This window comes from Glutamicibacter sp. GQ173 (genome assembly GCF_059759215.1).
The window spans coordinates 27,534-41,753 of the sequence record NZ_JCAXDT010000007.1 but is presented as its reverse complement, the minus strand read 5'-3'; the positions used below and the strand labels follow the sequence as shown (position 1 = coordinate 41,753).

Genomic DNA, 14,220 nt, shown 5'->3' with positions numbered 1-14,220 from the left:
AAAGAGATAGAATGAATATGTTTGCATAGGCGCAATGACTACGACTCAGTGATGGGATCTTTCGTGACCGAAAAGAACAATTATGCCCACCTTTCCTCGCGACTGTCGGTAACCGACTCGGAGCCGGACCGCAACCTAGCACTGGAACTGGTGCGCGCTACTGAAGCTGCCGCCATCGCGTCCACGCCCTGGGTTGGATTCGGTGACAAGAACGCGGCCGACGGCGCTGCAGTAGACGCTATGCGAGGTCTGCTCTCCACCGTGAACTTCAATGGCGTTGTTGTCATCGGTGAGGGTGAAAAAGATGAAGCCCCAATGCTCTTCAACGGCGAGCAAGTCGGCAACGGCACCGGTGCCGAATGCGACGTAGCTGTTGACCCGATCGACGGAACCCGCTTGACAGCCCTCGGCTTGAACAATGCGCTGTCGGTATTGGCAGTGGCTGACCGCGGATCCATGTTTGATCCCTCAGCTGTTTTCTACATGGAAAAGCTGGTCACCGGCCCAGAAGCCGCCGACCTTGTTGACCTGCGTTTGCCGGTGAAGCAGAACCTGCACTTGATCGCCAAGGCCAAGGGCAAGAAGCTCAGCCAGATCACCGTGACCATCTTGGACCGTCCGCGCCATGCCGGACTGATCGAGGAGATCCGAGCTGCTGGTGCTCGCACCAAGCTGATCATGGACGGCGACGTCGCCGGCGCCATCGCCGCAACTCGTGAAGGTACTGGCGTTGACGCGCTGATGGGTATCGGTGGCACGCCGGAGGGCATCGTGACCGCCTGCGCTATCAAGGCGCTGGGCGGCGTCATCCAGGGGCGCTTGTGGCCAACTGATGACGACGAAAAGCAGAAGGCGCTGGACGCTGGCCACCAGCTGGACCGCGTATTGACCACCAACGATCTGGTGACCTCCGATAACTGCTACTTCGCAGCGACCGGCATCACCGATGGCGACCTGCTGCGCGGCGTACGTTACAAGGGCAACCGCATCAGCACGCAGTCGATCGTGATGCGCGCGAAGTCCGGAACCATCCGCTTCGTTGAAGGTGAGCACCACCAGGATAAGTGGGAAGCCTACACCCGCTAAATCTTTCTGGAATACGCCGATGGCCATGAACCTATTCAAGGTTCATGGCCATCGGCGTATTAGAGCTAGATTCGGTCCAACAAGGAGACTTCTTTAATCGAGCTGTGCGCTGGCGGCAAAGAGCTGGCCAGCTGTATTTCCCTGCAGTGTCGCCGTCGCGGGTAGCTCAGCGGCGGTAATGAAGAGGGACTGTCCGCGCGTGATGCTTCGCTGGCCTTCCTGGGTTTTGACCAAGAACTCGCCCGCGGTGCACAAGACCACTCCAGCACCATGCAGCTGAAGTTCGGAAGCCAGGCCTGCAGCCTGCGGATCCAGCACCTGCAGCTGGAACTCTTCGAAGTCCGGCTTGTACAGGCGGTCGTGCGAGCCCAGCGCGACCGGTGCAAGGATCGGCGCAGGGGAGGGCTGGCTGATGGTGACATCCAGAAGTTCGGGAACATCGATATGCTTGCTGGTCAACCCGCCTCGCAGAACGTTATCCGAGTTGGCCATGACTTCGATGCCGAGGCCGCGCAAATAAGCATGAACATTTCCAGCGCCCAGGCTGATGGCCTGGCCCGGCTCCAAGAACACCAGATTCAGCAGCAGTGCGACGAGCACGCCAGGATCCGAGGGGTAGATCTTGTTGATCGACACCATCTCGGCAAAGTGGACGTTGGCCTTCAACTGATCCGAGGACTCAATGGCTGAGCAGATCAGCTCCACGGTTTGGGCAACAGGTTCCCCGGCGGTCAGCACACGGCTGAAAGCGGCAGCCAGCGGATCCTGCCCCTGCAATGAACGGATGATCGTCTCAAGCTCTCCCAGCTTGTCTTCCGGCAGCCCGGCGGACAACAACCGCAGATCCTTGATGATTTGGGCAGGCTGGCGGAATCCGGATAACGCCACAAAATCAGTCAGCGCATAAAGCATCTCTGGCTTGTGGTTGTCATCCCGATAGTTGCGGTCGGCCGCATCAAGGGGCTTGCCACTGGAGTTTTCCAGGGCAAAACGCTCCTTGGCCTGCTTGAGCGTTGGGTGCGTCTGAATCGACAGGGGTTGGGTCGCCGAGAGTACCTTGAACAGGTACGGCAGGCGGCCAAATCGCTGCGCAACAGTTGCCCCCAGTACTTGCTGCGGGTCTTGGGCAATGAAGTCGTTCAGCGCAATGTCTTCATCAACCAGCCGGCTTGGGCAGCCCGGGTGGGCGCCGAACCACATCTCTGCCTGCGGGGAAATGTCCGCAGGCAGATCCAGCAAATCAGAGATCTGGGAATCAGAACCCCAGTGGTAATCCCTTATCGCGTTTTTCAACTCGAACACGTTGTTTGACCATAGCCTTTCAAGAACGGTGATTGGGTTGCATCGCGGTCGGGGGGTCTAACCGTTTACGGAACAGAGCATTCGTCGTTGTTAGCGGCGATCTGTGAAATGCGGGTGTTGTATCCAGCCATTTCCAACTGCACCAAGTACTCTTCGGTGATTGGACTTCCATCAGGCTGGGTGAATTCCTGATCTCCGCCGTTGGAAAGCTTGGGAGCGTTATTTATATCCGTGGTATCTTTGCTCTCTTCAGTGCTTTCTTCACTTTCCGAGCTCTTGGAGGACTCGGAAGCCTTGGAAGAATCTTCGCTCTTCTTAGGAGAATCGGACTTCTCGGTCTTCTTCTTTTCACTCTCCGACTGCTTGGCAATCAGGGTCCGGATTCGCTCCTGGAGCTCGTCAAAGTCCGGGTACGTGGAGAAGGTTCGCTCAAAGTCAGGTGCGCCCAAGGTCAGGCGTGCCATTGGCTGTGAAGAGACCTTCTCGGCCAAGGAGACGAAGGAACCGAGCTGGCCAGCTGGAATGTTTGTCTCCACCAGCTGCTCGCCAGCGGACATGATGCTGGTGAAGTTCGTCAGAATGGTCTGCGGAGTGAACTGCTTGATGATGGCCTGCTGCAAGCACTGCTGGCGCTTGATGCGGTGGTAGTCGTCGGTGAAGTCGCGGGAGCGGGCAAACCACAGCGCATGCTTGCCATTGAAGGTTTGAGTGCCAGGAGCGAACCAGTGGGTGCGCACGGTGCTGTTGGGGTAGCGCTTGCCGTTGTATGGAACCCAGCCGCCGGAATTGATGGTGACTCCGCCCAAGGCGTCGACAAACTGCTCAAATCCTGCCATGTCCACCATGACGTAGCCCTGCACGGGCAGTCCAGTAGTTCCTTCCAGGGCATCCATGGCGGCCTGCGCGCCAACATTCTTCACGGAGGCCGGGAAAGCATCAGCATGCTCGTCGGCCGCATTGCGGTAAATGGCATTGAAGATGCAGTCGTCACCGCAGTTGTAGCCGTCGGGCCAGATCTTCTTCATCGGCGAGTCATCGGCAAAGCGCGCGCCTTGGAAGTTACGCGGCACCGAGATCAGCAGGGTCTTGCCGGTCTTGGCATCGACCGAAAGCAGCGCCACCGAGTCGGTGCGCACACCCTCTCGGTTGGATCCTGAGTCGGCTCCGAACACCGCGATGTTGTAACGGCCATCGATCGGGTCAAAAGCCGGCCCTTCATCGAAGACCGAGACAATGGTCTCGCGTCCGGTGTTCAACAAGGACGCACCGTAGATGAACACGCCACTGGTGGCGACCACCGCGGCCAGGGTGAAAACGGTAACGATGGCGCGCATGCCGGGAGCCAGCATTCCGGGCCGAATGATCACCAGGGTATTGATGAACATGATGAACCAGCCGACAGCCAAGCTGCCGAGCACGATGATCAGGAACAGCTGGAAGTTCGGGTGCGCTACCCAGCCGAGGATGACCGACCGGTTGATGAAGTAGATTGCCAGGATGCCAAGAATGGCGACCCAGCACAGCATCGTAATGGAGACCGCAAGCCTTCCGAGCTTTCGATTTCCGGCAACCAGCTGAGCGCTGCCCGGGAAGAAGATGGTCAGAAGAACCAAGATCAGCGCACGTTTGCTGCGTTGCGGAGCGCTAATTGTCTCCGGCTGGCGCAACGGACTTGGTGCGCGGTGACTGGCAGAACCCATGTACTTGTTTGACTTTCCCTAGGAAGCGAAATTCTCGTTGGCTACTTCATCGCGCAGAGCAGCGCCCTTAGCGTGGGCTGACTCGCGCAGTGAATCTGCGAACTGAAGCAACTTTACCTGCAACGACTGTGCAAGCTCATCCGTTCCCGAGGCAAGGGTGCGCACCGCGAGCAAGCCTGCGTTGCGTGCACCGCCAATGGAAACAGTTGCGACGGGGACTCCTGCTGGCATCTGGACGATAGACAACAGGGAATCCATTCCATCAAGTTTAGCCAGTGGAACTGGAACTCCGATGACAGGCAGCGGAGTAACAGCTGCGAGCATGCCGGGAAGGTGGGCCGCGCCGCCTGCTCCAGCAATGATCACGCGCAGCCCACGCTCATGTGCCTTTTTGCCGTACTCGATCATCTCGGTTGGCATCCGGTGGGCGGAGACCACGTCGGCTTCAAATGGAATTCCGAACTCGGCCAGGGCCTGCGCAGCCAGGCGCATTACTGGCCAATCGGAATCCGAACCCATGACCAGGCCGACAAGAGGTGCTTCAGACATCAGATTTTTCCTTGGTTGTGTCATTGGCAAGAGCCACTGCGCAGTTGCGCGCAGTGGCTCTTGCCGGAATATCAGGTTAGTTCTTGGCGTCGACGCCGTCGCGGATCAGCGCGGCAACTTTGTTTGCCTGCACGCGAAGTTCATCTACGGTTTGCCTGGCATTTGCCACCACGTTCACATGCCCGATCTTTCGGCCCGGGCGAACGGACTTGCCGTAGGCGTGCACCTTGACCTCGGGGGCCGCGGCCAGTGCAGCACTGAATGCCGAGTAGAGGTTCTGGTTGGCGCCGCCGAGGTAGTTCTTCATGACGGTGACACCCAGCTCGCGGGTGTCGCCCAGCGGAAGATCAAGGACGGCACGCAGGTGCTGCTCGAACTGGCTGGTGACCGAACCATTCATGGTCCAGTGCCCGGTATTGTGCGGGCGCATCGCCAATTCATTAATGACATATCCGGCTCCCTGGCCGGGAGTCTCGAACAGCTCCGCGGCCATGACGCCGGTCACGCCGAATTCGTTGGCGATCCGCAGGGCCGCCTCGGCGGCGCTGCGTGCGGTGGTCTCGTCAAGGTCCTGGGCCGGGGCGATCACTTCGTCGCAGACCCCGTCAACTTGAATGGTGTGGACTACTGGCCAGGCTTTGGCTTCGCCGGAAGGGGTGCGCGCCACCAGGGCGGAGAGCTCACGGGAAAAATCGACCTTGTCCTCGGCCAGCAATGGGCCGTTGGCAAACCAGTCGACGGCGTCTTTGGCATCTTGGATGCTATCGAGCATGCGCACGCCCTTGCCGTCGTAGCCGCCCCTCGGGGTCTTGAGCACAATGGGCCAGCCGGTCTGTTCGCCGAAGCTGATCAGCTCCTCGACGTTCTCCACCTTGGCCCAGGCCGGGTTGGGAAGGCCCAAGCGTTCAATGGCCTCGCGCATCACCAGCTTGTCCTGGGCATGGATCAGTGCCGCGGGACGAGGCTGGATATTGACACCCTCGTTGATCAGCGTGGTCAAGAATTCGTTGGGGACATGCTCGTGGTCAAAGGTGACTACGTCCTTGCCCTTGGCAAAAGCGCGCAGGGTATCGAGGTCCTTGTAGTCACCTACCGGTGCGTCTGGAACACTTCGGGCAGCCGAGACTTCAGGCCCTTCGGCCAGAATATGAAGTTCGAATCCTAGGTTCAGGGCCTCAGGGGCCATCATTCGGGCTAGCTGCCCGCCACCAATCACGCCAATTTTTGGAAAGCTCACGTTATCTAGGGTATCGAAAGCGCGGATCAGATTCGCATGCGAGATGTCTGATTACTCTCACAATTCGGACAATCCTCAGAAATTGGCGATAAAATAGCTAGATCGCGTGCTTCAAGTTGTACTTTGTGCGCCCTGTTACTGCTAGCCAGACGGGAATCTCATTCCCTGGAGGACCCTTGCTCGAACGCATCAAATCAAAAATTGCCGGACTCATCTCGCTGTTCTGGCGTGAAGTTGCGAAGTTCGGCGTCGTTGGTGGAGTCGCGTTCATCATTGACTCGGGCATCTATGTCTGGCTGCTGCATGGCTCAATGAGCGACTCGCAGGTCAAGGCAAAAATTATTGCCGGTGTCGTGGCAACCATTTTCTCGTGGGTGGCCAATCGCTATTGGACCTTCCGCCATCGCCGCCAGGCCAACGTGGTGCGCGAGCTGGTGATGTTCATCATCATGAATGCCATCGGCCTGGGCATTGCCGCAGCCTGTGTGTGGGTCACCAAATACTGGATGGGCCTGACCGACCCGACCTCGGTGTTCATCGCCGGTTCGGTGGTCGGTTTGATCCTGGGCACCATATTCCGCTTCTTCGCCTACCGGTTCTGGGTCTTTGGCAAGGAAATGGACCAGGAGGAAGAGTTCGCTCACGATCACGAACTTCTCGGACGGCCTAGAACCGATATCGGTGCGGCTGCGAATGGATCCACTGGTCCAACCGATACCGGTTCTACGCCAAAGGTCTTGCGCTAGCTGGCAGGCTCATAGTCGAAGCTGATGCGTTCGCCTTCACGCAGGCGCTCAGTGACTTCCACGCCGTCTTCCACAAGAACCACTGCATCACCGGCCGCCCACTGGCTCACCAGATAGGGGAGGAGGGTCAGCAGCGGTTGCTGTGCGCGCACCAGAATGGTGCCCCGTGCTGGAACGGAACTCCCAAAAAGCTCATTGAGCGTCATAGCAGAACCGCCAGTGGCGGCCAGTGCCGTTGCGGAAGAAGCAACAGCTGAGGGGTAGAACTGGTCGCCATAGGAACGCACCGAAGCATTAAAGTCTTCTGCGACGGGGCCGAGATCCGAGCCGAAGGACAGCGCGAGAGCTGCCGGGTTCACGGCGAGGATTTCACTGCTTGCGGGAATGCGTTCATCATTGGGTTCGGAGCTGATCCACAGCGTGGCATGAGCTGCGTCGCTGTGTTCGGCGTCAACGAGGGTAGCGCCATGGTGCATAGCAGCCAGAGCGAGCACCAGGGATTTCCAGTGCGGGGCGAGATCGATGACGACGGTGGACCCTTCGTCAAGGTCAAAAAGATCACTGAGCAAATTGGCGCTTTTAGCTACCCAATTGTCAAACACCCGGCCGGAGAGCTCGATGCGCTCACCGCCCAGTGAATGCCACGTCAGCCACGGCGAGGCCGAGGCCCGTCGCGGTGCAAGTAGTTCCTCCACGAAAGTTCCTTGTGGTTGAATGCTGCTCATTGAACGTCCTTTGAAATTAGATGCTGAGAATTCACCGAGAATTCAAGCAAGTGAAGACTCGCCCGTCTCATCTGCCTGTTTTGACGGCGTGTTGTGCCGAGAGTTTCCTGAGAAGTCTTCTTAGAATGACCTCCCCACTTGACTCTAGCGGAGTTACACGGATGTAATTAGAGTGTGAGTCCGGCAGGATCCATCACATTCTCTAGATTGATGGAATAAATGCTGCCGGATGGGTAGGGACCATAGATGGCCCAATCCACTCAAACCAATCGAAAGGTCAACATCACCATGGCGAATCTGGAGCAGGGGTACTCCGAATTTTCGACCTCGGCTGTTGCGTCCGCTCAGTACGGGCTCGAAGACGCACCGTCTGACTGGTTTGTCGACCCTCAAGCCGGTGAGTCCGCACGTGTTGCAGTAGCAGCCGATCTGGAGACCGCGGCCGACAACTATCTTAAAGAGCACGACGCGGAACTGGACGCTGAAGAAATTCCTTCAGTTGGTTCCTGGGCGCCGGAGCTCGATGAGGACGATGAAGTACGCGACACCATCAAGGCAGTATGGCTCGGTGTTGGCGGCGAAGTTGATGAAGGCGAACTGGGCTGGCAGGCCCGCGCGCTATGTGCGCAAACTGACCCTGAAGCGTTTTTCCCTGAAAAGGGCGGCTCGACTCGCGACGCGAAACGTGTCTGCGGCGCATGTGTTGTCCGTTCTGAATGTCTAGAATATGCCTTGAGCAATGATGAGCGCTTCGGCATATGGGGAGGGCTCTCAGAGCGCGAACGTCGCCGTCTACGGAAACGAGCAATCTAATTCGTCCGCCAATTCACGTCACCGCCATCGTTGCTTCGCACGATGGCGCTGACTTTTTACCACGCACTTTAGCCGCGCTGCGCAACCAGTCCCGGCCTATTGAACGATTTGTCGGAGTCGATGCTTCTTCCTCCGATGCTTCCCTGGAGGTGCTCCAAGCCAATCTCCCTTCCAACGCAGCCCTGCTGGTAGCCGAGGAAGGGTCCTTGGGCCTGTCTCTGGAATTGGCCGTTTCACAACTGCCAGAAGCTCGGCAAGACCGTGACGAATGGCTTTGGATCATCCACGATGACTCCATGCCGGCGCCCGATGCACTTGAACACCTGACTCGTGCCGTTGAAGCATCCGAGTCCGTGTCCATCGCCGGATGCAAGTTGTTGGATATCGACAACCCTAGGCACCTGGCCGAAGTTGGCCTGAGTGTAGACCGCAAGGCCCAGCGGCTGACCATGATCGATACCGACGAAGTCGATCAAGGGCAGTACGACGGCCGCAGCGATTACTTTGCCGTTTCCTCGGCAGGCATGTTCATCCGGCGAGAAGTATTCGAGGACCTCGGCGGATTTGATCCTGCCATTCCGGGCCGTGGCGACGACGTGGATTTGTGCTGGCGAAACCGCCTGGCCGGGCACCGCGTAGTGGTGGTTCCGACAGCAAAGATGTACCACCAGGTCGAGGTTGTCGACTCCCTGGCTGGACCGCGCGAGGCGAAGCGTTCAGAAGTTTTCCAGCGCTTGAAGTTCGCCTCGCCGCTGGCATTGCCGTTCTTGTGGGTCGGCCTGCTCCTTGGTGGCATTGGCCACTTCTTGCTGGCCCTGCTCGCCAAGGATCCTGGCCATGGATTCAGCCACCTCGGTGCAGTCCTGCGTGGCCTGTTTACTCCAGGCAAGCTGGCGGCCTCGCGCCGCAATGTCGCACAGATTCGCCGGATTCCGCGCCGGCAGGTACGCAAGCTGATGACCTCGGCGGCCCAGGTTCGCGAATACCGCCGCAACCTGGCTACCGGTCGCGACGACACTGAAGTTTATGGCGACGGCAGCGGCGCCGACGCCATGGTTGAGCCAAGCGGCGACAACTTCTCGGACTTCGTCCGCATCGCCCGTCCGCCGCGCACCACCGCGGTGCTCTCCTTGATCCTTGCCCTGTTGCTTTCGGCAGCTGCCTCGCTGATTGCCTGGCGCAATGTGATCGGCGCTTCGGCCCTCTCCGGCGGCGCCTTGCGCCCGTTCTCGCAGAGCACCGAGGAAATCGGTGCCAATGCGCTGTCGTGGTGGCAGAGCATCTCCACCGGCGCGGGCGCGCCGCCAGATAATTCGGACGTGCTGTTCTGGCTCTTCTCGCTGGTCACTTTTGGCCACGCGAATCAGGCATCGCCCTACCTGTTCCTCGCCGCCATGCCGCTTGCCGCACTGGCCGCCTGGTGGGGTATCGGCGCGGTGAGCCGCTCGCGTGCCGTGCGATTCTTCGCAGCACTTATTTGGGCGTTCCTTCCATCGCTGGCTTCTTCCTTGGCCTCGGGCCGAATTGGCTCAGCCATGGTGCACATCCTCCTTCCTGTCTTTGTGCTCGCTGTCATGCGTTCTGTGAACGCACAGGTAGCCGTTGAAGGCGCCAAGCCCAAAACTCCCAAGCAGCAATCCGTATCCGCATGGACCGCATCAGCGTCGGCTGCCTTGCTGCTCTGGGCCATTTCCGCCGGCTCAATGGCATTCTTCCTGACCGCAACCGTGCTGGTCTACGCGCTGGCTCTCTCCTCGCTGCGCCGAGCTCGCAGCCTGTGGTGGATCCCGTTGCCAGCTGTGGTATGGAACCTTCCGCTGCTGGTTGCCGCACTGGGCGACCCGCGCCTGTTGTTCACCGAGCCCGGTGCTGCGACAGCGTTTTCGCCTGCGTCGCCGTGGCAGATGCTGCTGGGCTTCCCGGAAGCATTTAACCCGGCGGTCGGCCTGGTGGGCTGGGACATCCTGCCAGCCGGTCCATGGGCGCTCGTGGCAGCCCTGCTGGTCGGCGCCCCGGTCATTTTCATGGCCGTTTTTGGCACGCTGAGCTCCGCATTCAGCGTCAATGCTGTCATGCGCCGGAACTCGCGGCGACTGCTGTGGGGCGCCGTGATCGCTGTGGCCGCTGGATGGGCTGTTGGCTTCGTCCCGGTCACCATGGATTCGCACACTGCGGTTACCGCCTATACCGGTCCGTTTGTTTCCTTTGCGGTTTTCGCGCTGATCGCAGCTGCGGCGAACGCTTTGGCCGCATTGCGGCACGAGGACAAGCCGCGCGCTGTCCGCGCAGGCGCACCCCGCTTGGCCTTGGCCTTGACAGCTGCGCTCAGCGTGGTGGCCGTACTGGCCTCCGGCTCGGTGCTCCTGGCGACTCAGCTGAATCCAGCAGCCGCATCGGAATCCATGGCCAAGCTGGTGAACACCCAGCAGGTTGGCTCCTCGCAGCCGCGCACCTTGCCGGCTACAGCAGCGGATGCGGGTCGTTCGGAATTCCAGGAGCGCACCCTGGTGCTCAGTCCGCGGTCTTCCGGCGAAATCGATAGCCAGCTGGTCTCCGGCTCCGGAGAAACCCTCGATAGCATCAGCCGCTATTCGCAGGTCAAGCAGCTTCAGGGAGGCATGCTGGATCCAGAACGCAACGAAAGCTCAATTACCGCATCGGTGCAGAGCAAGGCAGTAGCCATGCTGCTCTCCGAATCGGCACTGGATTCCCGCAAGTCCCTGCGTGAATTGGGCATCGGCTACATCGTGTTGAACGAAACCGGCGAATCGGTTCCAGCAACCGTACGCGCCCTTGACTCAGCTACCGGATTGGCCTCCGTGGGACAAACCGACAGCGGATGGCTCTGGCGTGTGGACTATGGAACCTCGTCTGGTGCCGAAGGCACCGGCTTTGCCCGCATCGTCGGCAAGGACGGCGCGGTCACCGTGCTGCCTGCCAACCGCGGCAAGATCAGCAAGGTGCAGATCCCGGCTTCTGATTCGGAACGCACCCTGGTTCTGGCCACGGCAGCCGATCCGAAACTGCGGGCAAGCTTCAACGGCGAGCAATTGCGCTCCGTGGCTTACCCGGAGGATTCGGAGACCCGCTGGGCACAGGCCTTCGAGATTCCAGCAGGCGGTGGCGAACTGTCGCTGTCGCACAAGGAAGCCATGGCAATGCCTTTCTTGATTCTGGCTTGCGCCGTCCTGCTGATTACCGTGTTGCTGGCCATTCCGGTGCCAAGCTCGCGGCGTTTCGCGAACTACCGCAATAGCGATTACCGGTTCCGCGAACCCCGTGCAGAGGACGAAGCACTGGCTGACGCCTCTGAGGTTCTCGCCGCGGCCGAAGTGCACAGCCCCCCTGCGGCAACTGGCATGCTTCCACAGAGCCGACGCGAAGCCCGTGAACGGGCCAGCGAGATCCGAGACAACTTGACCCCGAAGCTCAACGACCGGATATCGGGCGATGACGCCGAGCAGGAGAAGAAGTAGTGAGCGACGAGAAGAACGTGAACTCAGCGGATTCTGCTGACAAGCCTGCCGAACAGGTACCCGCGCCAAAGCCAGCGGCCAGCTTCCAGGGCGCTGCAGGATCCCAGGAACCGGTATCCGCGGCGCTCTCGCGTGCAGAGCAAAAAGCTGCCAAGGCCAAAGCCAAGGTTGATGCCAAGCTCGAGAAAGCACGGGCCAAGGAAGCGCAGCTGCGTGCCAAGGCCGACGCCAAGAATGCGGCCAGGGAACAGAAGTCCCTGGAAGCTGAGCAGGAATCGGCGGCCAAGGCCGAGGCAAAGGCCCAGAAGAAGAACGCATCCCCAGCACCTGCCAAGCCTGAGACCGCGCCGGCCCCGGCAGTTGAGCCAGCCGCTGCTGACTCGGCAAAAACCGGCCAGGCCGATCAGGGCAGCAAGGCCGAAGCCGAAGAAAAATCCGAGCCATCGGGCAACAGCCAGCCAAACGCCACCACGGCTGCGGCCGGTGCACCCGAGGCCAAGCCTGAAGCAAAAGACCAGCCGGCCCAGGCCGCCCAGCAAGATTCTGCTGGCGCGCATCCGGCTCATAAGAGCACCGACCCAGCAGCACCAGCTGCGCCCGCGGCAGCTCACGAGCCCAAGGCCGCCCACAAGGCCGAGCCCGAACAGGCTGCGGCGCCGGAGAAGCAAAAGCCGGCGGAAAACAGCAAGGACGCGGCGGGAGACAGCCCGTCTGCAAAAGCTGTCGCAGACACTGGAACGGCTTCGGCTTCGCCATCGACGGAGGCTGCTTCGAAGAAACCTGCGCCAGTAGCCCAGGAACCAGAAAACGCCAAGGCGGCCAAGCGCCGCCGCAAGCTGGAAAAGATTCGCGCCGCAGAGGCGGCTAAGGAAGAGCAGGCTCAACAAGCCCAGGCCACCGAAGCTGGCATTGCCAGCGAATCCGCAGCCGGCAGCGTGAATGCACGCCGCAAAAAGCTGGACAAGGCGCGAGCTGCTGCCAGCAAGGATGCTGCCACCGCATCCACCCGCAAGAAAACTGGTGCAGTGCTGTTGAGCCTGGCCGCTGTGCTTGCCGCCAGCGCTGCAGTGGGCGCAGGATCCCTGGTTGCCCCGAAGGCTGCCGAAAAGACCCTGTCGGCCGCGGTGACCAACCTGCCAGCCGGCGATGCCAGCAGCGTCTGCGCGCCCACCCCGAAATTACTGAAGGGCGTTGACGGTACAGATCCGCAATTTGCCGCGGGAGGAAAGGAAATCTCCAGCAACCTGCGCAGCATTGCCGTCTCCGACTTGGCAAAGCGCATCCCGGGATCATCCTTCGCCAAACTTGACGGAACCTCGGAACGGCCACTGACCGAGCGCATCGCAGAAGCCCAGGCGCTTGAAGCCCGCGGATCGGATGATGATGGCCAGACCGGGCGCACCAGCAAGGTCTCGACCGTCAATGGCGTCGACGACGCCCAGATGTACTCGCTGCAGCCGTTGGGCGGCCTGGCCTCTGAAGGCAGCGCCCTGCGCAGCTACCAGGCCAAGGACGGCGACCTGGCGGGCTTGGCGACGGGCACCTGCCAGGCGCCGGCATCAACCTGGAGGTTCACCGGCCTGCAAACCAGCACCGGGTCCACCAGCGTGATGAACCTGGCCAATCCAACGCATACCACGGCCCAGGTTTCCTTGCGGCTGCGCGGGCCCGAAGGCCTGATCGACACCCCGACCCTGCAGAGCATCGTCTTGGCGCCAGGGGAGAGCCGCGCTCTTGTTCTTGGCGGCTACGCCCAGGATATGGACTCGGTCTCTGCCGAGGTCACCAGCCTTGGCGGCAAGATCACCGCTTCGGTGCAACAGGCTGCCCTGCGCGGGTTGACCCCATCGGGTGTCGATCTCGTGGCAGCCAACGCCTCGGCCTCGAACACCCAGGTGATTCCGGGTGTTTGGATTGACGAGAAATCGAATTCCGATGCGCTGAGCAAGGACGATGGCACTTTGGTTCCGCAGCTGCACGTCTCGGCCACGGGTTCTTCCGGAGCCGGATACAAGGTCAAGGTGCTCGGCAAGGACGGCGAAGTAGCTGCCAGCTTCGATGACAACCTTGCTGTATCCTCCAATGCCACCGATGTGCAGAGCTTGAAGCAGCTGGCGGGCGGCTATTACACCATCGTGGTTGAATCGGATGCTCCGGTGACCGCAGCGGTGCGCATGGTCCGCGGCAGCGATCCGAAGGATTCCTCGGATACCGCATGGGCCGCCAGTTCCAACGTGCTGGCCGGAACCCAGGCCATGCCGCTCTCGGCCAATGGAGCAGGAACATTTGCCCTGGCCGCTGTTGATTCCGACTCCACCGTGGAAGCCACCGTGGTGAGCAAAAATGGCAAGCTGAACAAGGGCAAGAAGCTGGCGATCAACGCCGGCTCCAGCATCGTCTTCGACCCGAGAACCGTTGCGGATGACGCCCAGGCAGTGATTTTCTCTACCGACGCGAACACGTATATTGGACAGCTGACCCTGAGTTCTGAACGTTCTATTGCCTGGGCTGCCATGCCCCAGGCCAATGCCGGTCGCGACGGCATCGTGGTGAATATCGGCGGGTAGCCTCCCGCCACCAAGGAAT

General features: G+C 60.3%; 10 protein-coding genes. 5 read left to right on the top strand and 5 right to left on the bottom strand.

Annotated features, from left to right (window positions below):
* Positions 1-51: 51 nt before the first annotated feature.
* The gene (gene glpX / locus AC6CHO_RS12050) at positions 52-1,086 is read left to right on the top strand and encodes a class II fructose-bisphosphatase (RefSeq protein WP_060703296.1); all 1,035 of its coding nucleotides are present in this window, start codon (positions 52-54) and stop codon (positions 1,084-1,086) included.
* 93 nt (positions 1,087-1,179) lie between these two features.
* On the opposite strand, the gene manA is transcribed toward glpX, so the two are convergent.
* From manA to AC6CHO_RS12030, 4 genes are all read right to left on the bottom strand, one after another.
* Positions 1,180-2,388: a mannose-6-phosphate isomerase, class I gene (gene manA, locus AC6CHO_RS12045; protein ID WP_498215198.1), complete on the bottom strand. Its 1,209-nt coding sequence runs from the start codon at positions 2,386-2,388 to the stop codon at positions 1,180-1,182.
* A gap of 65 nt (positions 2,389-2,453) precedes the next feature.
* Positions 2,454-4,088 (bottom strand): LCP family glycopolymer transferase, encoded by a 1,635-nt coding sequence (locus tag AC6CHO_RS12040; protein ID WP_498215197.1) that lies wholly within the window; start codon positions 4,086-4,088, stop codon positions 2,454-2,456.
* 18 nt (positions 4,089-4,106) lie between these two features.
* Positions 4,107-4,637: a 5-(carboxyamino)imidazole ribonucleotide mutase gene (purE, locus tag AC6CHO_RS12035; protein ID WP_498215196.1), complete on the bottom strand. Its 531-nt coding sequence runs from the start codon at positions 4,635-4,637 to the stop codon at positions 4,107-4,109.
* Between the two features lie 76 nt (positions 4,638-4,713).
* Positions 4,714-5,826, bottom strand: coding sequence for a 5-(carboxyamino)imidazole ribonucleotide synthase (locus AC6CHO_RS12030; RefSeq protein WP_498215485.1), 1,113 nt, complete (start codon positions 5,824-5,826; stop codon positions 4,714-4,716).
* Positions 5,827-6,050: 224 nt separating this feature from the next.
* On the opposite strand from AC6CHO_RS12030, the gene AC6CHO_RS12025 reads away from it, so the two are divergent.
* Entirely contained in the window at positions 6,051-6,620 is a 570-nt protein-coding gene (locus tag AC6CHO_RS12025) for a GtrA family protein (protein ID WP_444660655.1), read from the top strand.
* On the opposite strand, the gene AC6CHO_RS12020 is transcribed toward AC6CHO_RS12025, so the two are convergent.
* Entirely contained in the window at positions 6,617-7,345 is a 729-nt protein-coding gene (locus AC6CHO_RS12020; protein WP_498215194.1) for a TIGR03089 family protein, read from the bottom strand. The genes AC6CHO_RS12025 and AC6CHO_RS12020 overlap by 4 nt on opposite strands.
* Before the next feature lie 288 nt (positions 7,346-7,633).
* Between AC6CHO_RS12020 and AC6CHO_RS12015 the strand changes: the two genes are divergently transcribed.
* Genes AC6CHO_RS12015 through AC6CHO_RS12005 form a run of 3 tightly spaced genes read left to right on the top strand, consistent with a single transcriptional unit; the run spans position 7,634 to position 14,201 of the window.
* Positions 7,634-8,158: a WhiB family transcriptional regulator gene (locus AC6CHO_RS12015; RefSeq protein ID WP_075972560.1), complete on the top strand. Its 525-nt coding sequence runs from the start codon at positions 7,634-7,636 to the stop codon at positions 8,156-8,158.
* Complete coding sequence (locus AC6CHO_RS12010; protein WP_498215193.1) at positions 8,104-11,634, top strand: glycosyltransferase family 2 protein; 3,531 nt, start codon at positions 8,104-8,106, stop codon at positions 11,632-11,634. Before AC6CHO_RS12015 ends, AC6CHO_RS12010 begins: the two co-directional genes overlap by 55 nt.
* The gene (locus AC6CHO_RS12005) at positions 11,634-14,201 is read left to right on the top strand and encodes a DUF5719 family protein (protein ID WP_498215192.1); all 2,568 of its coding nucleotides are present in this window, start codon (positions 11,634-11,636) and stop codon (positions 14,199-14,201) included. The genes AC6CHO_RS12010 and AC6CHO_RS12005 overlap by 1 nt, the downstream gene beginning before the upstream one ends.
* The last annotated feature ends 19 nt before the right edge of the window (positions 14,202-14,220 follow it).